Annotated in this window: 21 protein-coding genes; 12 read left to right on the forward strand and 9 right to left on the reverse strand. The window is 52.2% G+C overall.

All coding sequences use genetic code 11. The features are described from left to right. Window positions 1–18: 18 nt before the first annotated feature. A complete protein-coding gene (locus EHN07_RS16115; RefSeq protein ID WP_124025069.1) occupies window positions 19–1,134 on the reverse strand; it encodes an MBL fold metallo-hydrolase in 1,116 nt (371 codons plus the stop codon). Between the two features lie 188 nt (window positions 1,135–1,322). Here EHN07_RS16115 and EHN07_RS16120 point away from each other — a divergent pair, with 188 nt between their 5' ends. Beyond that, entirely contained in the window at window positions 1,323–1,895 is a 573-nt protein-coding gene (locus EHN07_RS16120; protein WP_124025070.1) for a TetR/AcrR family transcriptional regulator, read from the forward strand. Here EHN07_RS16120 and EHN07_RS16125 read toward each other — a convergent pair. Both EHN07_RS16125 and EHN07_RS16130 read right to left on the reverse strand, forming a co-directional pair. Beyond that, window positions 1,892–2,458 (reverse strand): NADPH-dependent FMN reductase, encoded by a 567-nt coding sequence (locus EHN07_RS16125; protein WP_124025071.1) that lies wholly within the window; start codon window positions 2,456–2,458, stop codon window positions 1,892–1,894. The genes EHN07_RS16120 and EHN07_RS16125 overlap by 4 nt on opposite strands. 24 nt (window positions 2,459–2,482) lie before the next feature. After that, complete coding sequence (locus EHN07_RS16130) at window positions 2,483–3,220, reverse strand: 4'-phosphopantetheinyl transferase family protein (RefSeq protein ID WP_124025072.1); 738 nt, start codon at window positions 3,218–3,220, stop codon at window positions 2,483–2,485. A 523-nt stretch (window positions 3,221–3,743) separates the two neighbouring features. Between EHN07_RS16130 and EHN07_RS16135 the strand changes: the two genes are divergently transcribed. Together EHN07_RS16135 and EHN07_RS16140 are read left to right on the forward strand one after the other, a co-directional pair. Further along, a complete protein-coding gene (locus EHN07_RS16135) occupies window positions 3,744–4,061 on the forward strand; it encodes a TRL-like family protein (RefSeq protein WP_124025073.1) in 318 nt (105 codons plus the stop codon). Window positions 4,062–4,167: 106 nt separating this feature from the next. Further along, window positions 4,168–4,560, forward strand: a complete 393-nt coding sequence (locus EHN07_RS16140) for a hypothetical protein (protein WP_124025074.1) — start codon at window positions 4,168–4,170, stop codon at window positions 4,558–4,560. A 468-nt stretch (window positions 4,561–5,028) separates the two neighbouring features. Here the strand turns inward: EHN07_RS16140 and mnmE are convergent, their stop codons facing one another. From mnmE to rpmH, 5 genes are all read right to left on the reverse strand, one after another. Continuing rightward, window positions 5,029–6,393: a tRNA uridine-5-carboxymethylaminomethyl(34) synthesis GTPase MnmE gene (gene mnmE / locus EHN07_RS16145; protein ID WP_124025075.1), complete on the reverse strand. Its 1,365-nt coding sequence runs from the start codon at window positions 6,391–6,393 to the stop codon at window positions 5,029–5,031. 78 nt (window positions 6,394–6,471) lie between these two features. Then, a complete protein-coding gene (yidC, locus tag EHN07_RS16150) occupies window positions 6,472–8,118 on the reverse strand; it encodes a membrane protein insertase YidC (RefSeq protein ID WP_124025076.1) in 1,647 nt (548 codons plus the stop codon). 2 nt (window positions 8,119–8,120) lie between these two features. After that, on the reverse strand, window positions 8,121–8,378 hold the full coding sequence (yidD, locus tag EHN07_RS16155; RefSeq protein ID WP_074388504.1) for a membrane protein insertion efficiency factor YidD: 258 nt from the start codon (window positions 8,376–8,378) through the stop codon (window positions 8,121–8,123). Next, window positions 8,342–8,701 (reverse strand): ribonuclease P protein component, encoded by a 360-nt coding sequence (rnpA, locus tag EHN07_RS16160; RefSeq protein ID WP_034499799.1) that lies wholly within the window; start codon window positions 8,699–8,701, stop codon window positions 8,342–8,344. The genes yidD and rnpA overlap by 37 nt, the downstream gene beginning before the upstream one ends. Window positions 8,702–8,718: 17 nt before the next feature. Then, window positions 8,719–8,859, reverse strand: a complete 141-nt coding sequence (rpmH, locus tag EHN07_RS16165) for a 50S ribosomal protein L34 (protein WP_003849659.1) — start codon at window positions 8,857–8,859, stop codon at window positions 8,719–8,721. Between the two features lie 627 nt (window positions 8,860–9,486). On the opposite strand from rpmH, the gene dnaA reads away from it, so the two are divergent. From dnaA to EHN07_RS16200, 7 genes are all read left to right on the forward strand, one after another. Next, entirely contained in the window at window positions 9,487–10,875 is a 1,389-nt protein-coding gene (dnaA, locus tag EHN07_RS16170) for a chromosomal replication initiator protein DnaA (protein ID WP_124025077.1), read from the forward strand. Window positions 10,876–10,879: 4 nt separating this feature from the next. Continuing rightward, on the forward strand, window positions 10,880–11,980 hold the full coding sequence (dnaN, locus tag EHN07_RS16175) for a DNA polymerase III subunit beta (protein WP_124025078.1): 1,101 nt from the start codon (window positions 10,880–10,882) through the stop codon (window positions 11,978–11,980). Further along, window positions 11,981–13,054 (forward strand): DNA replication/repair protein RecF, encoded by a 1,074-nt coding sequence (recF, locus tag EHN07_RS16180; RefSeq protein WP_124025079.1) that lies wholly within the window; start codon window positions 11,981–11,983, stop codon window positions 13,052–13,054. It begins immediately after the preceding gene. A gap of 28 nt (window positions 13,055–13,082) precedes the next feature. After that, a complete protein-coding gene (gene gyrB, locus EHN07_RS16185) occupies window positions 13,083–15,497 on the forward strand; it encodes a DNA topoisomerase (ATP-hydrolyzing) subunit B (protein ID WP_124025080.1) in 2,415 nt (804 codons plus the stop codon). Window positions 15,498–15,623: 126 nt separating this feature from the next. After that, complete coding sequence (locus tag EHN07_RS16190; RefSeq protein ID WP_124025081.1) at window positions 15,624–16,013, forward strand: YidB family protein; 390 nt, start codon at window positions 15,624–15,626, stop codon at window positions 16,011–16,013. 148 nt (window positions 16,014–16,161) lie between these two features. After that, window positions 16,162–16,974, forward strand: a complete 813-nt coding sequence (yidA, locus tag EHN07_RS16195; protein WP_124025082.1) for a sugar-phosphatase — start codon at window positions 16,162–16,164, stop codon at window positions 16,972–16,974. Window positions 16,975–17,076: 102 nt separating this feature from the next. Next, entirely contained in the window at window positions 17,077–18,345 is a 1,269-nt protein-coding gene (locus EHN07_RS16200) for a YidR family protein (protein ID WP_124025083.1), read from the forward strand. On the opposite strand, the gene EHN07_RS16205 is transcribed toward EHN07_RS16200, so the two are convergent. After that, window positions 18,346–18,666: a YceK/YidQ family lipoprotein gene (locus EHN07_RS16205; protein WP_124025084.1), complete on the reverse strand. Its 321-nt coding sequence runs from the start codon at window positions 18,664–18,666 to the stop codon at window positions 18,346–18,348. It lies immediately after the preceding gene. A gap of 315 nt (window positions 18,667–18,981) precedes the next feature. Between EHN07_RS16205 and ibpA the strand changes: the two genes are divergently transcribed. Continuing rightward, window positions 18,982–19,395, forward strand: a complete 414-nt coding sequence (ibpA, locus tag EHN07_RS16210) for a small heat shock chaperone IbpA (protein WP_124025085.1) — start codon at window positions 18,982–18,984, stop codon at window positions 19,393–19,395. Between the two features lie 101 nt (window positions 19,396–19,496). Beyond that, window positions 19,497–19,925, forward strand: coding sequence for a small heat shock chaperone IbpB (ibpB, locus tag EHN07_RS16215; RefSeq protein ID WP_124025086.1), 429 nt, complete (start codon window positions 19,497–19,499; stop codon window positions 19,923–19,925). Window positions 19,926–19,985: the final 60 nt, after the last annotated feature.

The raw sequence follows: 19,985 nt of genomic DNA on the forward strand, positions 1-19,985 counted from the left end.
GTCCCCCGCGCGATTCGCTTACATAGCACCGGTTGATTCCCACCAGGCGCTAAATTGTTGTGCCTCATCACTCACCCAAACAGGCTCGCCCTGCTTCGGCGTTAACAAGCGGAAATTTTTCCCGACGCTGGCCTGTGCCAGACTTTTGTATGGCGCATCCCAGGTATGTTTCGCCAGCACAAACCGGCCCGCATGGCCCGGCAACACCGCGCGCGCATTCAAATCAACGGCGGCCTGCACGGTTTCTTTTGGCATCATATGGATATTGTTCCAGTCCTCGTCGTACTGGCCGTTTTCCATAATCGCCAAATCCACAGACCCAAACTGCTCACCAATCGCTTTGAAATGCGGCCCGTAGCCGGTGTCGCCGCTGTAATAGACCTTGTGCTTATCGGTCACGAACATAAAACTTGCCCAGAGCGTCTGGTTGCTTTTCAGCGTGCGGCCAGAAAAATGGCGGGCGGGAAGAATATGGACCGTCAGCTCATGGGATATTTTTACCGTCCGATCCCAGTCTTTTTCCTCAATGATGTCGCTATTTATCCCCCAATAGCGCAGATGGGAGCCCACGCCAAGCGGGGTAACTATCTGGCGAATTTTAGGTTTCAGCGCTTTGATAGTGGCGTAATCCAGGTGATCGTAATGGTCGTGAGAAACGATCAGCAGGTCGATTTCAGGCATCGATTCGGCCGTCCACGGGTAGTCACCCGCGAAGGCTTTATTCAGGAATGAAAACGGCGCGGCATAACGGCTGAAAACCGGATCGATAAGAATGCGTTTTCCAGCCAGTTGCAGATACCACGAAGAGTGACCGAGCCAGACCAGGGTATCTTGCTCAAGCGGCAGGCTTGCCAGATCCGTTTTAATCAACGGCAGCGGTTGCTGTGGGCGGGCGTTTTCGGTGCGAGCGGTTAAAAACCCCCACCATGCCGCGAGTTTACTTTTCTGCCCGGTATACCCCTGCGTGGGTACCTGATTGCGGAATTGCCCATCAACATAATTTGCAGAGCGTTTGACTAAACTTAGACCTTCTCCCTGCGGCGCCTGACCAAACCCGGCATTCAGGACAAAAGGCAAACTGGCTGCTGTTGCAATCAACATAATCATAACCGTGTATAAGCAGAGACGTTTCATATCCTGGTCTGCATATTCGTCCCATCCACTGGCACGATGCGAAGAAACTTGATAATGAGTGAGTAGGCACTCATTATAGATGGGAAGTGACCTGCGTCAAGACGCTTTTCAAACGCTGACATTCAGCGTTGCAGTGGCGTAGCTCGCGTGATTCAATTCGGTTTGGTTAATTTAGAGGGTTAAACGCCGTGGCGCGTCCGAAGAGTGAAGATAAAAAACTAGCGTTACTGGAAGCGGCGACCAGCGCTATTGGTCTTGCGGGGATTGTCGCGTCTACCGCACAGATTGCCCGTGCCGCCGGTGTCGCTGAAGGCACGCTGTTTCGCTATTTTGCCACTAAGGACGATCTGCTCAACGAGCTTTATCTACATTTGAAGCAGGGTTTACTGCAGGCGATGCAGGCGAATCTCGACCGCACGTTGAAAGAGCCGAAGGAATACACCCGCTATATCTGGAACAGTTACATCGACTGGGCGATTGCCAATCCGCAGGCGCACCGAGCCATGCGCCAGCTCGCGGTGAGCGATAAAATTTGCGAGGAAACGAAGCAAAAAGTGGCGGATTTGTTCCCTGAAATGCACGAAATCTGTTCGCAGTCGATCTTAAAGGCTTTCAGCCATGGCCCTTATCGTGCGTTTAGCGATGCCATTTTTTCTTCACTGGCAGAAACGACGATGGAGTTCGCCAGCCGCGAACCAGAGCGTGCTGGCGATTTTAAAGCGTTGGGTTTCGAAACGATGTGGCGCGCTTTAGCGAATTAGCTGTTAACGCGACGAATATAATCACCAAATGCCGTGAGCTGGCCGGTCAAATGGTCAAGCGTGCTTTGATCGGCTACCAGGCCCGTTTGCGTATCCACTTTGTTCTGAATCACGCCCCCGATAAATTCAGGTTTGTTCATCACCATCGCATCAAGAAACACCAGGATCTGGCGCAGGTGATACTGGCAGCGCGCGCCGCCAATAGCGCCCATTGAACTGGTTTGGATCAGCACGGGTTTACCTGCCAGCGGCTGCTCTGGCAAGCGTGACAGCCAGTCGATAGCATTCTTCAGCCCGCCGGGCACCGAATAATTATATTCAGGTGTCACAATCACCACGCCATCGGCGGCGCGGATCTGTTCGGCAATCGCTGTTACGCTTGCCGGGAAGCCCTCGTCTTGCTGCATATCAGCGTCGTACAGTGGAATATCTTTAATCGACGGCAGTGCGTCAATTCTCATTCCTGCCGGGGCTATTCCTGGCAGTGTGCGGGCAACCATGGCGTTGAATGACCCCTGGCGCAGGCTACCTAATAAAGTCACTATCTTTAACGTGTCGGACATGAATACTCCTTGGTGTCAGGACGTTCAGGAAGAGCAGTTTTGATATAACGCTTTTTCGCACGGCATACTGGTTAAACGGATGATGCTGCCGTTGGGATCGCGGTAGCGTGAATTCACATCCCACAGGCTATGCCAGTTCTGTAGGTTTTCAAACTCCCACAGGCTGAGCTTTTCAATAGCGGGCGAGACTACGCATCCCCAGATCAATAACCCTTCCACATCGCTGATGGCCTCAATTTCCGCTTGTTCGCTTATCCGAATTCGCCCGGCTCCCGGCAGAAGCTGCAGGTTTTCCTCGCGGCCAGTCAGCTTAAAGGCGCTTTGATGCAGGGTGCGCAACTGGGCTCTGGCCTCTGTTGGGTTTTTTTGGTTGTTTATCCAGATGGATTCATTGCGGCGAAAAGTTGAACCTGAAGCCAAGGAAGGAAGGTTGCCGAAAGACTGATTAATCTCGATATCCAGCCCGCAGCGACCTTCGGTGGTCAGCAATACGCCCACTTTGTTTCCGGCATACGCAATACTGAAATCCATCAATGAAGGATCGGCAAAGCGCGGGCGTCCGGCGGCGGAAGTCACGATAGCGGGGAGTTTTTGAATCCCATACAGCATATGCAGCAGTTCAGCGAGCAGGCTACGTGAGGCTAAAAATCGCGTCCGGCGATGCTCTGGCATTTGCAGAGCCTGAGCGTAGCACGCTTCGTTCAGCCGGTTCGAAAAGGGGTATTTAGGATTTATCGTCCATCTTGCGAAATGCGTTGCCATTTGTCTCTCCTTGATAATGGGCAATGTACTTATCGATCGATTGTAGATTTTTTAATGCCGAAACGCACGGTCAGAGGTGCGTAAAAAACCGGCAGGCACGTGCTGAGCGAGCAACCTCATCAGTACACAGGATAAGCGTAGCTCCACCTCCGCCATCTGTGAATGTTGGTAATGGCGGGGTGAAACGCTATTGATGTGCTTGAAAGCGTTACTGATTGCGCTTTCATAAGCATAACCGTATTGCACTGTCAGTGTTGAGACCGAGGTTTCACTCTGGTGCAGGAATCATCCAGTTAAATACATGCGTCATAGAAAGCCGTTAAATTAATAGCACCATGCTTATTATCATTCCCCATCGTCTTTTCGGTAACACGTCGAAACTGCTTATTCGCCATATTTAATTCAACGAATACTAAACGAAGCGCTATAGAAGATTATTTTCAGGAACGATTAATTGTAATCTTCCTCTAATTATTACCAATGCCTTATTTAGCTATCATTAATTTATTTCAAGGACTCAAAAATGAAAACTCGCCATGCTGCTTTACCGGTTATTATCCTGGCCGCTGCTATTCTGACCGGATGTGCTCGGGGGCCGAGCCCAACAGGGCTTGGGCTTTATACCAATGTAAAAGGTTCAGTAACGGCAACTGATAAAACGGGAAGTAAGAAAGGCGTTGCCTGCGCGCAATCGGTTCTGGGCCTGGTCAATACAGGTGATGCGTCTATTGAAACGGCAAAAAAGAATGGTGAAATTCAATCGGTTGCTTCCGTTGATTATGAAACAACCGGTTCTTATCCTTTTTATGGCAAAACCTGCCTGATTGTAACAGGGAGCTAAAAATAATAGCTGTCTGATTAAATTAGGGTTACCAACCATTTTCAGTCGGGAATGGTTGGTTTTATCAATACGGTGAATCTCGAACGGTAAAGGGGATGGGGGAAAGATGAAAGACTACAAAAAAATAATTCTTGTCTTGCTGCTGGTTCTGGGAGGCGTTCATTTTATGGTTCGTTTTTCAGATATGGATATAGGGATAAAAATCATTTACTTAATCGGTGCGATCATGACGTTGGTGATTGCCATTACCTGGGCGCACGGCGGTTTTCAGTGGTCGATGGCGGCAGCCTTACTGGTGCTGGTGGCCATAGATTTTTTCATTGGGGCGCTGATGTTTTTAGCCGCAGAAGTACCTTTACACGCTCTGAAAGATAATTATCACCTTATAGCGCAAACTATTTTATCCGAAGCCGTTCGCGTATGGATTTTCAACTGGTTATTCAGTGAGGTGCGGGAGCAGCTGGATAAAAGAATTGTTATTGCGAGTGTTATCGGGTAGTTTTTGGATAATGATGATGACAACTCTGACTCAAATATATTAATAGTTAAACGCTGATACAACAGCAATCATTTAGTCTCTGTGGCTTATAGATTATGTGCTAGCATACTGGTGTTATTTTTTAATAAACGAATCTGGCTATTTGCTTTGTATTATTAGATTGTATTTTATGCAGAAGCTGTAAATATAAAAAACTAAAAGATTGTTTCATTTGGATTTAACGGATTCATATTATATCTATGGGCACACTCAAGGGCGTAAACGTTATATTACGTCGTTTACGCAGCCTACATAAAACGGAACCATAAGCATAGGTTTTGCATGCTGACTTGCGCTCGTTTCTCAATGGTGGCTTATCGCTCGCGGATGAACCTGCACGACTATGGACCAGTACGCACAACAAAAACCCGCATTAACAGCCAGTTAATGCGGGTTAGTGAGCGTTCACGGACGAGGATGGACTAAAACTTACTTACCGATACAGAAACTCGAGAAAATACGACCAAGTAAATCATCAGAGGTAAACTCACCGGTGATTTCGCTCAGGCTCTGCTGAGAAAGACGCAATTCTTCAGCGAGCAATTCCCCGGCCCATGCACCCAGCAGCTGTGCTTTGCCCTGTTGCAGGTGCGTAGCGGCCTGCTCCAGCGCCTGCAGGTGCCGACGGCGCGCCAGGAAGCCGCCTTCCATATGGGTTTCAAAGCCCATGCTCTGTTTTAGATGATCGCGCAGCACATCAACGCCCTCACCGGTACGCGCAGAGAGGCGCACAAGTGAGTGACCATTCACTCCGCTCAGGCCCAGCGTTTCGCCGGTAACGTCCGCTTTGTTACGTACCACGGTAATCGGCAAACGTGCGGGTAAACGGGCAATAAAGTCTGGCCAAATCTCTGCCGGGTCGGTGGCGTCAGTGGTGGTTCCGTCAACCATAAACAACACGCGGTCGGCTTGTTCAATCTCGTTCCACGCTCGTTCAATACCAATACGCTCAACTTCGTCGCTGGCTTCGCGTAGCCCTGCAGTATCAATGATATGCAGCGGCATCCCGTCGATGTGAATATGTTCGCGCAAGACATCGCGGGTTGTCCCGGCAATATCCGTCACAATCGCGGCTTCACGCCCGGCAAGCGCGTTCAGCAGGCTCGATTTCCCGGCGTTAGGCCGCCCGGCAATCACCACTTTCATCCCTTCACGCAGCAGGCTGCCCTGGCGTGCTTCGGCACGCACCGCGTCCAAATCACCAATCACCTGGTTCAGCTGCGCTTCAATTTTGCCGTCGGAAAGAAAATCGATCTCTTCATCCGGGAAATCAATCGCCGCTTCCACGTAAATGCGCAGATGCGTCAGCGCTTCCACCAGATGGTTTACTTTTGCCGAGAATGCGCCCTGCAAAGAATTTAGCGCTGAACGGGCCGCCTGCTCGGAGCTGGCATCAATCAGATCGGCAATTGCTTCAGCCTGTGCTAAATCCAGCTTGTCGTTCAGGAACGCACGTTCGGAAAACTCGCCGGGCCTTGCAATACGCAAGCCTGGGAGCGTCAGAATACGCTTTAACAACAGGTCAAGGATAACCGGCCCGCCGTGTCCCTGAAGTTCCAGCACGTCTTCGCCGGTGAAGGAATTTGGGCCGGGGAACCACAGGGCAATGCCCTGATCCAGCACGCTGCCGTCCGCGTCACGAAACGGTAGATAATCGGCGTAGCGTGGCTTAGGGAGCTTGCCCAGAATCGCTTGTGCCACTTCACGCGCATAAAGGCCTGAGACGCGCAGGATACCGACCCCACCACGTCCCGGCGGTGTCGCCTGGGCAACGATTGTCTCGTTATGGCTCATAGTTTCTCTCAGACTTTGAGTAGCAAAAGAAAAAGGCGGTCAAATGACCGCCTTTCGTGACAACTAGCTTAATCGCTATCAGGTCTTTTTGTTATCGCGGCTGTGTAAGCCACGTTTCTCAAGACCGCGATAAATCAGCTGCTGCTGGATGATGGTCACCGTGTTACTGACGATATAGTACAGTACCAGGCCTGACGGGAACCACAGGAAGAACACCGTGAAGATGACCGGCATAAAGGTCATGATCTTCTGCTGCATCGGGTCGGTCACGGTGGTTGGCGACATCTTCTGGATGAAGAACATCGTCAGGCCCATCAGGATCGGCAGGATGTAGTACGGGTCTTGCGCCGACAGGTCATGGATCCACAGTGCAAACGGCGCATGGCGCAGCTCCACTGAACCCATCAGCATGTAGTACAACGCCAGGAAGATTGGCATCTGGATAATCAGCGGCAGACAGCCACCCAGCGGGTTAACTTTCTCAGCTTTATACAGGGCCATCATTTCCTGGCTCTGGCGCTGCTTATCGTCACCAATACGTTCACGCATGGCGGCAAGCTTCGGCTGCAGCATACGCATTTTCGCCATCGAGGTGTACTGCGCTTTAGTCAGCGGGTACATGATGCCACGAACGATAAAGGTGATAACGATAATGGAGAAGCCCCAGTTACCGATGAAGCTGTGCAGGAATTTCAACAGCTTGAACAGCGGCTGAGAAATAAACCACAACCAACCATAATCCACAGTCAGGTCAAGGTGCGGCGCAACGGCTGCCATTTTGTCCTGAATTTCCGGGCCAACCCACAGGGTGCTGCCCAGCTGAGCTGTCTGGCCTGGCTGAACCAGCTGCGGTGCGGATTTATAACCAATCGCCGCCACATCATTGCTCAGTTTGGTGGTATAGAAGTTGTTAGTGCCCTGATTACGCGGAACCCAGGCCGTTGCGAAGTACTGCTGCAACATTGCCACCCAACCATTGTTGGCGTTAACGTTCAGGTTCTCACCGTCTGCGATTTTATCGAATTTATATTTTTCGTATTTCGCATCAGGTGTTGAGTACGCCGCGCCCCGGAAAGTATGCAACGCAAAGTTGCTGCTGCCGGTATCACGGTGAGACGGCAAATTGATGGACTGCTTGAGCTGGCCAAAAGTAGCCAGTTCCAGCGGTTTCTCACCGGCGTTCTTCACGTTGTAATCCACGCTTACCGCGAACTCGCCGCGTTTCAGAGTGAAGGATTTCGTGAAGGCGTTGCCTGCCGCATCGGTATAAGTCAGTGGAATAACGATTTCGTTCTGGCCTTCCGCCAGCACGAAGGTGTCGCTTTCAACGTTATACAAAGGGCGATCGCCATTAGCCGGGTTATCCGGGCCATCACGGCCGGTCAGGCCACTTTGCGCCTGGTAGATAAACTCTGGCGTGGTTTCCAGTAGCTGGAACGGCTCATCAGATTTGAGCTCTTTCGGGTAGGTCAGCAACTGTGCCTGCTCAACATCACCACCGCGGGTGTTGATGGAAAGCTCAAGGACGTCAGTTTTAACCGTGATGATTTTTCCCTGGCCACTGGTCGGCACACCCTGGCTTGCGGCGTTACCTGCTGCGGTGGTCGTAGTCTGCGTGGTCTGCTGCACCTGTGGTTTTGGAGCGTGGTCCTGCTCCCAGGCTTGCCAGATCATGAAAGACACGAACAACAAAGCGATGAGAAAAAGATTGCGTTGCGAATCCATCGTTAGTGTTCTCTGGTATCAAAAGGTCCAGGTGGGACGGGATCGTCTCCACCGGGGTTCAAAGGGTGGCATTTTAATACGCGTTTCACCGTCAACCAACTGCCTTTTAACACCCCAAACCTGCGCAATGCCTCAATTCCGTAGTGAGAACAGGTTGGAGTAAAACGACAATGCGGCCCGAGAAGCGGACTTATCAGGCGCTGATAGACCTTAATCAGGCCTATCAGGAGCCGGGAGACAGGCGACAGTGACGGCGCCATAATTTTTCCAACGCTTCCGATAAAGCCCGGTTATCCAGGTCTGCAACCCCTTTCTTAGCCACTACCACGAAGTCCATTGGCGGGAGTTCGTGCTGACGCAAACGGAAACTCTCACGCGTCAGACGTTTAATCCGATTGCGTTCGTGTGCACGTTTAACGTTTTTCTTAGCGACCGTAAGACCGATGCGGGGATGCCCCAGCGAATTCAGGCGGCCGAGGATGGTGATTTGCGGCGTGCCAGCCCGTTGAGGCTGCTGGAAGACGAAAGTGAAATGAGTGGGAGTTAACAAGCGTAACTCCCTGGGAAATGCGAGCTTAACCACTCAGGGGTTAGCTTTTATTACTTAGAAACGGTCAGACGAGAACGGCCTTTAGCACGACGACGTGCCAGTACCTGACGACCATTTTTTGTAGCCATACGAGCACGGAAGCCGTGAGAACGGTTGCGCTTCAGTACAGACGGTTGAAAAGTGCGTTTCATGGCGATTTCTACCTAAACTTGGATAAATTTCACTGGGTTAGCGAGAAGCCTTGCATAAACTGCAAACGACTAACGCCTCAGTGTGGCTGATTAAAGAGGCCGGATTGTAATAATTGTACACTCCGGAGTCAATTCTCTTTCCTTATTTCCCGTGTCTTAATTCGCTTTTTGACCCTTAAAACGGCCAGGATCTGAGCAAAATAAAGCCGTGGTGACAGGCGACGGGTGGGGAATTATACGGCGTCCTTGTTAAAGCGCAAGGATCGTCGGGGATCTTCCTTGGATCGGATAAGTCGAATTTGTGCGCGGGACAGTAAATTTTCCAATATAGGAAGCTAAAGCGCTGCGCGTCCGGCAGGATCGTTTACACTTAGAGGCCACAAAACAGCCCTGTGGATAAATCGGGAAGAAACTGTGAGAAACAGAAGATCTCTGGCGCGCTTTAGGCTATGATCCGCGGTCCCGATCGTGATCCTTTAGCGTTCACCTTGGGGTAAACCGCAGATAGCGGTTCGCACGCTTCCCGTACCGGGGTTCCGTTGAGGAAGAGTCGGCGTGTGTCAACAATCATGAATATAAACTTTCAGTCTTCGTCATTTTATCGACTTTGTTCGAGTGGAGTCCGCCGTGTCACTTTCGCTTTGGCAGCAGTGTCTTGCCCGATTGCAGGATGAGTTACCAGCCACAGAATTCAGTATGTGGATACGCCCCCTACAGGCGGAACTGAGCGATAACACGCTGGCCCTGTATGCGCCAAACCGTTTTGTACTCGACTGGGTGAGAGATAAGTACCTTAATAATATCAATGGCTTGCTCAATGATTTTTGTGGTACCGACGCGCCTGTTTTGCGTTTTGAAGTCGGCAGTAAGCCGGTCACTCAAACGCAAAACCCGCAGGCAGTTACGGCCGCGCCTGCCCATGCGCACATCGCGCGTCCGACAACTCATCTGCGTCCAAGCTGGGATAACCTTCCGGCCCCGGCTGAGCAGTCCTATCGTTCTAACGTCAACGTCAAACATACCTTTGATAACTTCGTGGAAGGTAAGTCGAACCAGCTGGCTCGCGCGGCGGCACGTCAGGTGGCAGACAACCCTGGCGGCGCTTATAACCCTTTATTCCTTTATGGCGGCACCGGTCTGGGTAAAACGCACCTTTTGCATGCTGTTGGCAACGGTATTATTGCGCGCAAACCGAATGCAAAAGTGGTGTACATGCACTCTGAACGTTTCGTTCAGGATATGGTAAAAGCGCTGCAAAACAACGCCATTGAAGAGTTCAAACGCTACTACCGCTCGGTGGATGCGCTGTTGATTGATGACATTCAGTTCTTTGCTAATAAAGAGCGATCCCAGGAAGAGTTTTTCCACACCTTCAATGCTTTGCTTGAGGGTAACCAGCAGATCATTCTGACATCGGATCGTTACCCAAAAGAGATCAACGGGGTTGAAGATCGTCTGAAATCTCGTTTCGGTTGGGGACTCACCGTCGCCATTGAGCCGCCGGAGCTGGAAACGCGTGTGGCGATCCTGATGAAAAAAGCCGACGAGAACGACATTCGTCTGCCGGGTGAAGTGGCCTTCTTTATTGCCAAGCGCCTGCGTTCTAATGTGCGCGAGCTTGAAGGGGCATTGAACCGTGTTATCGCTAACGCCAACTTTACCGGACGTGCGATTACCATCGACTTCGTGCGTGAAGCGCTGCGCGATCTGCTGGCGCTGCAAGAGAAGCTTGTCACCATCGACAATATTCAGAAGACGGTGGCTGAGTACTATAAAATAAAGATTGCTGACCTGTTGTCCAAGCGTCGTTCCCGCTCTGTTGCCCGTCCACGTCAAATGGCCATGGCTCTGGCGAAGGAACTGACTAACCATAGCTTGCCAGAAATCGGCGATGCCTTTGGTGGCCGCGACCATACTACGGTGCTGCACGCCTGCCGTAAGATTGAGCAGCTACGTGAAGAAAGCCACGACATCAAAGAAGATTTCTCCAACCTAATCAGAACATTATCTTCGTGACGCTATGAAATTTACCGTTGAACGTGAAACTTTATTAAAACCGCTGCAACAGGTGAGTGGCCCATTAGGTGGCCGTCCGACGTTACCGATTCTCGGCAACCTGCTGTTGCAAGTCGCGGAAGGAACGCTTTCATTAACAGGCACCGACCTGGAAATGGAGATGGTGGCGCGTGTCGCGTTGGTGCAAGCGCATGAACCGGGTGCCACCACGGTACCGGCACGTAAATTTTTCGATATCTGTCGTGGGTTGCCAGAAGGTGCAGAGATTGCCGTCACGCTTGAGGGCGACCGCATGCTGGTGCGCTCCGGGCGCAGCCGTTTCTCGCTCTCGACCCTGCCTGCGGCTGATTTCCCGAACCTGGACGACTGGCAGAGCGAAGTAGAATTCACGCTCCCGCAAGCGACCATGAAACGTCTGATCGAAGCCACGCAGTTTTCTATGGCGCATCAGGACGTTCGTTACTATCTGAACGGTATGCTGTTTGAAACCGAAGGCGAAGAGCTGCGCACCGTGGCGACCGATGGTCACCGCCTGGCGGTTTGCTCTATGCCGGTCGGTCAGTCATTGCCAGACCATTCGGTGATCGTGCCGCGTAAAGGGGTGATTGAGCTGATGCGTATGCTGGACGGCGGTGATTCACCGTTGCGTATCCAGATTGGCAGCAACAACATCCGTGCTCATGTCGGTGACTTTATCTTCACCTCTAAGCTGGTTGATGGCCGTTTCCCGGATTATCGCCGCGTATTGCCGAAAAACCCGGATAAGCACCTTGATGCCAGCTGCGATCTGCTGAAACAGGCATTTTCACGCGCGGCGATCCTCTCGAATGAGAAATTCCGTGGCGTACGCCTGCAGGTGATCCAAAACCAGCTGAAAATCACGGCCAACAACCCGGAGCAGGAAGAAGCCGAAGAGATTCTCGACGTCACTTATGACGGTACAGATCTGGAAATTGGTTTCAACGTTAGCTACGTGCTGGATGTACTGAACGCCCTGAAGTGCGAGAACGTGCGCATTTTACTGACCGATTCGGTTTCCAGCGTGCAAATTGAAGATGCAGCTTCTCAGGCTGCGGCCTATGTCGTCATGCCAATGAGACTGTAGATGTCGCTGTCGCGTTTACTGATTAAAGACTTTCGTAATATCGAAAATGCGGACCTGGCTCTCTCTCCAGGATTTAATTTCCTGGTGGGAGCCAACGGAAGTGGCAAAACCAGCGTGCTGGAGGCGATTTATACCCTCGGGCACGGGCGTGCTTTCCGCAGTCTGAAAATTGAACGTGTGATCCGCCATGAAACAGAATCCTTTGTCCTGCATGGGCGTATACAGAACGGCGAGCGGGAAACCTCTGTTGGCCTGACCAAAGACCGTGCAGGCGACAGCAAAGTGCGTATTGATGGTAGCGACGGCCACAAAGTGGCAGAGCTCGCGCTGTTGATGCCCATGCAGCTCATCACCCCTGAAGGGTTCACATTGCTTAACGGTGGTCCCAAATACCGTAGAGCTTTCCTCGATTGGGGATGTTTCCACAACGAACCAGGTTTTTTCGTCGCCTGGAGCAATCTCAAGCGCCTGCTCAAGCAACGCAACGCTGCGTTGCGCCAGGTAACGCGCTATGCGCAACTGAGGCCATGGGATCAAGAACTTATCCCACTAGCGGAGCAAATCAGCCGCTGGCGTGCCGAGTACAGTGCAGCCATTGCCGATGACATGGCAGATACCTGTGCGCAATTTCTACCGGAATTCGCGCTTAACTTTTCCTTCCAGCGTGGTTGGGAAAAAGAGAGTGACTACGGTGAGCTGCTGGAGCGCAACTTCGAGCGCGACAGAATGTTGACCTACACCGCCCACGGCCCTCACAAAGCTGATTTCAGAATTCGTGCAGACGGTGCGCCGGTAGAAGATACCCTGTCGCGCGGGCAGCTTAAATTACTGATGTGCGCCTTACGACTGGCGCAGGGTGAGTTTCTCACCCGACAGAACGGGCGGCGTTGCCTGTATCTGATAGATGATTTTGCCTCTGAGCTAGATGATGCACGTCGTGGCCTATTAGCCAGCCGGCTAAAGGCGACGCAATCACAGGTTTTTGTTAGCGCGATTAGCGCAGAACATGTGATGGATATGGCGGACAAAAATTCGAAGATGTTCGCCGTGGATCAGGGTAAAATAACGGATTAACCCAAGAATAAATGAGCGAGAAACGTTGATGTCGAATTCTTATGACTCCTCCAGTATCAAAGTCCTTAAAGGGCTGGATGCGGTACGTAAGCGCCCGGGAATGTATATCGGTGATACGGATGACGGCACCGGTCTGCACCACATGGTATTTGAGGTCGTAGATAACGCTATCGACGAAGCACTTGCCGGTCACTGTAAAGACATCGTTGTCACCATTCATGCTGATAACTCTGTCTCTGTCACCGATGACGGTCGTGGTATTCCTACCGGCATTCACCCGGAAGAGGGCGTGTCTGCTGCCGAAGTTATCATGACCGTGCTTCATGCCGGCGGTAAGTTCGATGACAACTCTTATAAAGTTTCTGGCGGTCTGCACGGCGTGGGTGTTTCTGTAGTTAACGCCCTGTCCCAGAAGCTGGAACTGCTGATTCGCCGCGAAGGCAAAGTACACCAGCAAACTTACATCCACGGCGTGCCACAAGCCCCGCTGGCGGCAACGGGCGATACCGATGCAACCGGTACGCAAGTTCGTTTCTGGCCAAGCCACGAAACCTTCACCAACGTGATTGAGTTTGAATACGACATTCTGGCTAAACGCCTGCGTGAACTGTCGTTCCTGAACTCTGGTGTTTCTATCCGCCTGATTGATAAGCGTGATGGCCGCCAGGACCACTTCCATTACGAAGGTGGTATCCGCGCATTTGTTGAGTACCTCAACAAAAACAAAACCCCCATTCACCCAACCGTGTTCTATTTCAGCACTGAAAAAGACGGCATTGGCGTGGAAGTGGCGCTGCAGTGGAACGATGGTTTCCAGGAAAATATCTACTGCTTTACCAACAACATCCCGCAGCGCGATGGGGGTACGCACCTGGCCGGTTTCCGCGCCGCGATGACGCGTACGCTGAACGCCTATATGGATAAAGAAGGCTACAGTAAAAAAGCGAAAGTGAGCGCCACCGGTGATGATGCCCGTGAAGGCCTGATTGCTGTGGTCTCGGTAAAAGTTCCAGACCCTAAATTCTCTTCTCAGACCAAAGACAAACTGGTTTCTTCAGAAGTGAAAACAGCGGTCGAGCAGCAGATGAACGAACTGCTGTCTGAATACCTGCTGGAAAACCCGTCTGACGCGAAAATCGTCGTCGGTAAAATTATTGATGCGGCTCGTGCTCGTGAAGCGGCACGCCGCGCACGTGAAATGACCCGTCGTAAAGGCGCGCTGGATTTGGCTGGTCTGCCAGGCAAACTGGCTGACTGCCAGGAACGCGACCCGGCTCACTCGGAACTGTACCTCGTGGAAGGGGACTCTGCGGGCGGCTCTGCAAAACAGGGGCGTAACCGTAAGAACCAGGCGATCCTGCCGCTGAAAGGTAAAATTCTGAACGTGGAGAAAGCGCGCTTTGACAAAATGCTTGCCTCTCAGGAAGTTGCCACGCTAATTACCGCGCTGGGCTGCGGCATTGGCCGTGACGAATACAACCCGGACAAACTGCGTTACCACAGCATCATCATCATGACGGATGCGGACGTCGACGGCTCGCACATTCGTACCCTGCTGTTGACCTTCTTCTACCGTCAAATGCCTGAAATCGTTGAGCGCGGCCACGTGTATATCGCCCAGCCGCCGCTGTACAAAGTGAAGAAAGGCAAGCAAGAGCAGTACATCAAAGATGATGAAGCGATGGATCAATACCAGATCGCAATCGCACTGGATGGCGCGACGCTGCACACCAATGCCAGCGCACCCGCCATCGCCGGCGAAGCGCTGGAAAAACTGGTGTCTGAATTCAATGCCACGCAGAAAATGATTGGCCGCATGGAGCGCCGTTACCCGCGCAACCTGCTGAACAACCTGGTTTATCACTCCACGCTTGCCGAAGCCGAGCTGGCTGACGAAAGCAAAGTGACGAGCTGGATTTCTGATTTAGTCAAAGCACTGAACGAAAACGAGCAGCACGGCAGCACCTGGAACTCAGTCGTGCGTCACAACCGCGAGCTGAACATCTTCGAGCCGGTGATTCGTGTGCGTACTCACGGCGTGGATACCGACTACCCGCTGGAGCAGGAGTTCATTGTGGGTGGCGAATATCGCCGTCTGTGCACGCTGGGCGAGAAACTGCGCGGTCTTATCGAAGAAGATGCGTTTATCGAACGTGGCGAGCGCCGTCAGCCCGTTGCCAGCTTCGAGCAGGCGCTGGAGTGGCTGGTGAAAGAGTCCCGTCGTGGTCTCTCTATTCAGCGCTACAAAGGCCTGGGCGAAATGAACCCAGACCAGCTGTGGGAAACCACCATGGACCCACAAAGCCGCCGTATGCTGCGCGTGACGGTAAAAGACGCGATTGCAGCCGATCAGCTGTTCACCACCCTGATGGGTGACGCGGTTGAGCCTCGTCGCGCCTTTATCGAAGAAAACGCCCTGAAAGCGGCGAACATCGATATCTAATCTCTACCCGTTGGTGGGCGTCTGCCCACCAACTATCTCGCCTCCGCCCGCCGCTATTTTCCACGTGACGCTCCTTCAGTGACTACACTTCTATTGCACACTTTGTGATGGCAAGAGGACAAGGTCATGGGCTTTTTCGATCAGGTTACCGGCATGATGGGGGGTGGCGATGCAGGTAAATTCAAAGTCATCCTGACATGGATAAATGAACAAGGCGGCATTCAGGCGATTCTCGAACGCTTCAGGGAAAAGGGGTTCTCAGATGTCGTGACTTCATGGCTGAGCGGCGCGCATAACCAAAGCGTTAGCCCTGAGCAAATGCAGCAGGTGCTGGGCACGCCCGCAATCAGCGGCCTGGCGGAGAAACTCGGGGTGGATGTGGGAAGCGCATCGCAACTGCTGGCCGAGCAGTTTCCGAAAATTGTCGATACCCTATCGCCCGCAGGCGAAGTCGCTCACGATGAGGATTTGCTGACCAAAGGCTTCCATATGCTGAAGGATAAATTCTTTAGCTAGCTGATTACGCCACCCTCGCGGGTCATTTTTCGGCTCCGGGTGGCGTTTTCCTCGCGCTAAAACGGACCTTTTTCCTGCCAAAGGTAGCGCTATTTTTGCGAGCTTAATCGCGTTAGCATGAGATAAACTCACTACCTCAGAAAATCCTATGCCTATAAAACTGATTGCTATTGATATGGACGGCACCCTGCTGCTGCCGGACCACACCATTTCTCCAGCCGTTAAAGCAGCCATCGCTAGCGCGCGCGAACGGGGCGTCAACGTTGTTTTGTGTACCGGACGGCCTTTTGCAGGTGTTGAGAGCTATCTCAAAGAGCTGCATATGGATAAACCGAATGACTACTGCATTACCTATAACGGTGCATTAGTTCAGAAGGCCAACGATGGCAGCACCGTGGCGCAAACCGCGTTGAGCTATGATGACTACCGCTACCTGGAGCAGCTTTCCCGCGAGGTTGGCTCCCATTTCCATGCGCTGGATCGCCACACGCTCTACACCGCCAACCGCGATATCAGCTGCTACACCGTTCATGAATCTTTTATCGCCAATATCCCGCTGGTATTCAGCGAGCCTGAAAATATGGATAAAAACGGCGCGTATCTGAAAGTGATGATGATTGATGAGCCTGTGATTCTGGATAAAGCGATCGCCAGAATTCCAGACGAGGTTTACGAGCGCTATACGCTGCTGAAAAGCTCTCCTTACTTCCTGGAAATCCTCGATAAGCGCGTCAACAAAGGCACCGGCGTAAAAGCGCTGGCAGAATCGCTGGGTATTAAACAAGAAGAAGTGATGACGCTGGGCGACCAGGAAAACGATATCGCGATGCTGGAATATGCGGGCATTGGCGTGGCAATGGAAAATGCTATCGATAAAGTGAAGGAAGTCAGTAACTTCGTTACCAAATCTAACCTCGAAGATGGGGTGGCTTATGCGATTGAGAAGTTTGTTCTGAACTAAGCAAGGCAAGGCCTTCACCTCGGCTGGTGGGTAAGCCAGAAAGGGTGGGATAACAAGCAGCAATGATTTACCCTGAGGCGTCCATCGCTTCAGGGTAAAACCATGACCAAACAACTCACTTTTGCGCCTCGTCATCATCAACTCACCAACACCCATACCTGGACGCCAGACAGCCAATATCTGGTGTTTGACGTGCGCCCTTCGGGCGCCTCTTTTACCAGCGAAACCATTGAGCGGGTGAACGTCCATACGGGGGATGTTGAGGTTATATACCGCGCTGCGCATGGTGCGCATGTGGGCGTGGTGACGGTAAATCCGCAGATGCCGGAGCGGTATGTCTTTATCCACGGTCCGGAAAACCCTGATGAAACATGGCAATACGATTTTCATCACCGCCGTGGCGTGGTGGTCGAAAACGGCAGCGCAGCCAATCTTGATGCCATGGACATTACCCCGCCGTTTACGCCGGGGGCGTTGCGCGGCGGCAGCCATGTTCACGTCTGGAGCCATGATGGTTCACGCCTGAGCTTCACTTACAACGACCATGTCATGCATGAATATGACGTGGCGCAGGATTTGCGCAATGTTGGCGTTGCTTTACCGTTCGGCCCGGTGACCCCGCTGAAACAACATACGCGTGAATATGACGGTAGCCATTATTGTGTGCTGGTCAGCCGCACCACGCCATCGCCAAAGCCCGGCACTGACGAGATCAATCGCGCTTATGAAGAGGGTTGGGTGGGGAGCTCGGGCTACCGTAAGCCGGATGGTAGCCTGCAGCGTTGGGCACTGGCGTTTATTGGCGATACGCTTTCAGCGGCTGGCGACAAAGTGCCGGAGCTGTTTATCGTGGATTTGCCGCAGCATAAAGAGGCGTATTTCGAGGCGGGAGATGAGCCGATTGCAGGCACACAGACTACGCTGCCCGCACCGCCTGCGGGCGTTCAGCAACGTCGCCTCACGTTTACCCACCAGCGGCGCTACCCTGGTTTAACCACTCAGCCGCGCCATTGGGTACGAAGCAGCCCGGACGGTAGCTCGCTGGCATTCCTGATGCGTGATGATGCGGGCGTAGTGCAAATGTATCTGCTGTCCCCAAACGGAGGCGAACCACGCCAGCTCACCCATGGGCGAGACGATATTCAGTCGGCGTTTAACTGGCATCCGTCGGGAAAAGCGCTGGGCTTTGTGCAGAACCAGCAGATTGTGTGGTGTGATGTGGTCAGCGGTGCAATCACAGCGCTGACACCGCCTGGCGGTAGTGCTCCTTCAGCGGATGCGGTGGTGTTTTCACCCGATGGAAAACATATTGCCTGGATGCAGGATGTGGACGGGTTCCGCCAGTTATTTATCACAAAAACAGGCTATTAATTACTGCACCGGCGGGATAGCCTGGTTGGTCGCCAGGTTTTTCCGCTCACTAGCTTCCACCTGAGATTTCAGTGATTTGTCGTTGCGGAACATATCCCACGGCAGCAGCACGGTATCCATCACTGCGGTAAACGGCATATCCAGGGCGACAAAAGGTTTGTATCCCCAGCTTGTCTCGCCATCGACCAGCATTTCATAACTGGCGCGCGTACCGGGATAGTACCCCTCTTGCCCACCCGTGTGGGTCATAACGCTGGAGCACCCGCTAACGGTCAGTAATCCGCTGCCGAGAAGGATAGTGGGAAGATAGCTTTTCATCATTAGTGTTGCTTATCATTTTGGAGGGCCGGTGGCGGCCAGACTGCTCTGGGTTATATCACCCATGCAGATAATTAATATATTGCGTTTGCCGCTCTGTGGCGGCTATCGCAGATAAAGCCGATTAACGCCTCAGAAAGTCTATGTATTGACCACGGATGGCGCAAAAAATTTCTTTTCCTGGCCTTGAAAAGCGTGAATACGGACCGATTTTAGAGGTGTAGCAGAACAGGTATGCCGTAAGGGTACCTGGTTTTAGAGGCCTGTCCATGATGGAAGGCAATGTTTGATTCTCGCTGATCTCAGGAGTGTTAATTTATGCGTAACTTCGATTTATCCCCGCTTTATCGTTCAGCTATTGGTTTTGATCGTCTGTTTAACCTGCTGGAAAACAACCACAGCCAGAGCAATGGCGGCTATCCTCCATACAACGTTGAGCTGGTTGACGAAAATAACTATCGCATTGCGATTGCTGTGGCAGGCTTTGCTGAAAGCGAGCTGGAAATCACCGCGCAGGATAACCTGCTGGTGGTGAAAGGTGCACATGCAGACCCACAGCCAGAGCGCACTTATCTCTACCAGGGGATTGCCGAGCGCAACTTCGAACGTAAATTCCAGCTAGCCGAAAATATCCAGATTCGTGGCGCTAACCTGGTGAACGGCCTGCTGTATATCGATCTGGAACGCGTGATTCCGGAAGCGATGAAACCACGCCGTATCGAAATTAATTAATTCTGCGGGTCGCATTAAGCGGCCACACCAAAATTTAACCAGACTCCGGCTTGCCGACAGGGAGCCGAAGGCTTAACTCGCTTCAAAGAAGGAGAAAACTTATGCGTAACTACGACTTATCGCCTCTGCTGCGCCAGTGGATCGGTTTTGACAAGCTGGCTAATGCCTTACAAACCAGCAGCGAAGGCCAGCCATTCCCGCCTTATAATATTGAAAAAGGCGACGACAACCATTACCGCATTACCCTTGCGCTGGCTGGGTTCCGCCAGCAGGATCTGGACATTGAACTTGAAGGTACGCGCCTGAGCGTGAAGGGTACGCCGGTGAAACCAGAGAAAGAGCCAACCTGGCTGCACCAGGGGTTAGTCACTCAGCCGTTTAGTCTGAGCTTTACCCTTGCCGAGTACATGAAAGTTTCCGGTGCGACCTTTACTAACGGCCTGCTGCATATCGACCTGGTACGAGAAATTCCGCAAGAAGTTGCGCCGAAACGCATCGCTATCAGCGAACGCCCGGCTCTTAATAGCTAATTACAGAAGTCCCCTTTCTGGCCCCATTTATGGGGCTGATATTGCTGACAAAGAAGGAAA

It is taken from the genome of Buttiauxella warmboldiae (assembly GCF_003818135.1).
Classification (GTDB): Bacteria; Pseudomonadota; Gammaproteobacteria; order Enterobacterales; family Enterobacteriaceae; genus Buttiauxella; species Buttiauxella warmboldiae.

Coding starts and splice junctions, on each gene's coding strand:
- rpmH (WP_003849659.1), bottom strand. CDS start 8,859: ATGAAACGCACTTTTCAACCGTCTGTACTGAAGCGCAACCGTTCTCAC.
- ibpA (WP_124025085.1), top strand. CDS start 18,982: ATGCGTAACTTCGATTTATCCCCGCTTTATCGTTCAGCTATTGGTTTT.
- yidA (WP_124025082.1), top strand. CDS start 16,162: ATGCCTATAAAACTGATTGCTATTGATATGGACGGCACCCTGCTGCTG.
- EHN07_RS16115 (WP_124025069.1), bottom strand. CDS start 1,134: ATGAAACGTCTCTGCTTATACACGGTTATGATTATGTTGATTGCAACA.
- ibpB (WP_124025086.1), top strand. CDS start 19,497: ATGCGTAACTACGACTTATCGCCTCTGCTGCGCCAGTGGATCGGTTTT.
- dnaN (WP_124025078.1), top strand. CDS start 10,880: ATGAAATTTACCGTTGAACGTGAAACTTTATTAAAACCGCTGCAACAG.
- EHN07_RS16205 (WP_124025084.1), bottom strand. CDS start 18,666: ATGATGAAAAGCTATCTTCCCACTATCCTTCTCGGCAGCGGATTACTG.
- yidD (WP_074388504.1), bottom strand. CDS start 8,378: ATGGCGCCGTCACTGTCGCCTGTCTCCCGGCTCCTGATAGGCCTGATT.
- EHN07_RS16130 (WP_124025072.1), bottom strand. CDS start 3,220: ATGGCAACGCATTTCGCAAGATGGACGATAAATCCTAAATACCCCTTT.
- EHN07_RS16140 (WP_124025074.1), top strand. CDS start 4,168: ATGAAAGACTACAAAAAAATAATTCTTGTCTTGCTGCTGGTTCTGGGA.
- EHN07_RS16200 (WP_124025083.1), top strand. CDS start 17,077: ATGACCAAACAACTCACTTTTGCGCCTCGTCATCATCAACTCACCAAC.
- EHN07_RS16125 (WP_124025071.1), bottom strand. CDS start 2,458: ATGTCCGACACGTTAAAGATAGTGACTTTATTAGGTAGCCTGCGCCAG.
- EHN07_RS16190 (WP_124025081.1), top strand. CDS start 15,624: ATGGGCTTTTTCGATCAGGTTACCGGCATGATGGGGGGTGGCGATGCA.
- EHN07_RS16135 (WP_124025073.1), top strand. CDS start 3,744: ATGAAAACTCGCCATGCTGCTTTACCGGTTATTATCCTGGCCGCTGCT.
- gyrB (WP_124025080.1), top strand. CDS start 13,083: ATGTCGAATTCTTATGACTCCTCCAGTATCAAAGTCCTTAAAGGGCTG.
- mnmE (WP_124025075.1), bottom strand. CDS start 6,393: ATGAGCCATAACGAGACAATCGTTGCCCAGGCGACACCGCCGGGACGT.
- recF (WP_124025079.1), top strand. CDS start 11,981: ATGTCGCTGTCGCGTTTACTGATTAAAGACTTTCGTAATATCGAAAAT.
- yidC (WP_124025076.1), bottom strand. CDS start 8,118: ATGGATTCGCAACGCAATCTTTTTCTCATCGCTTTGTTGTTCGTGTCT.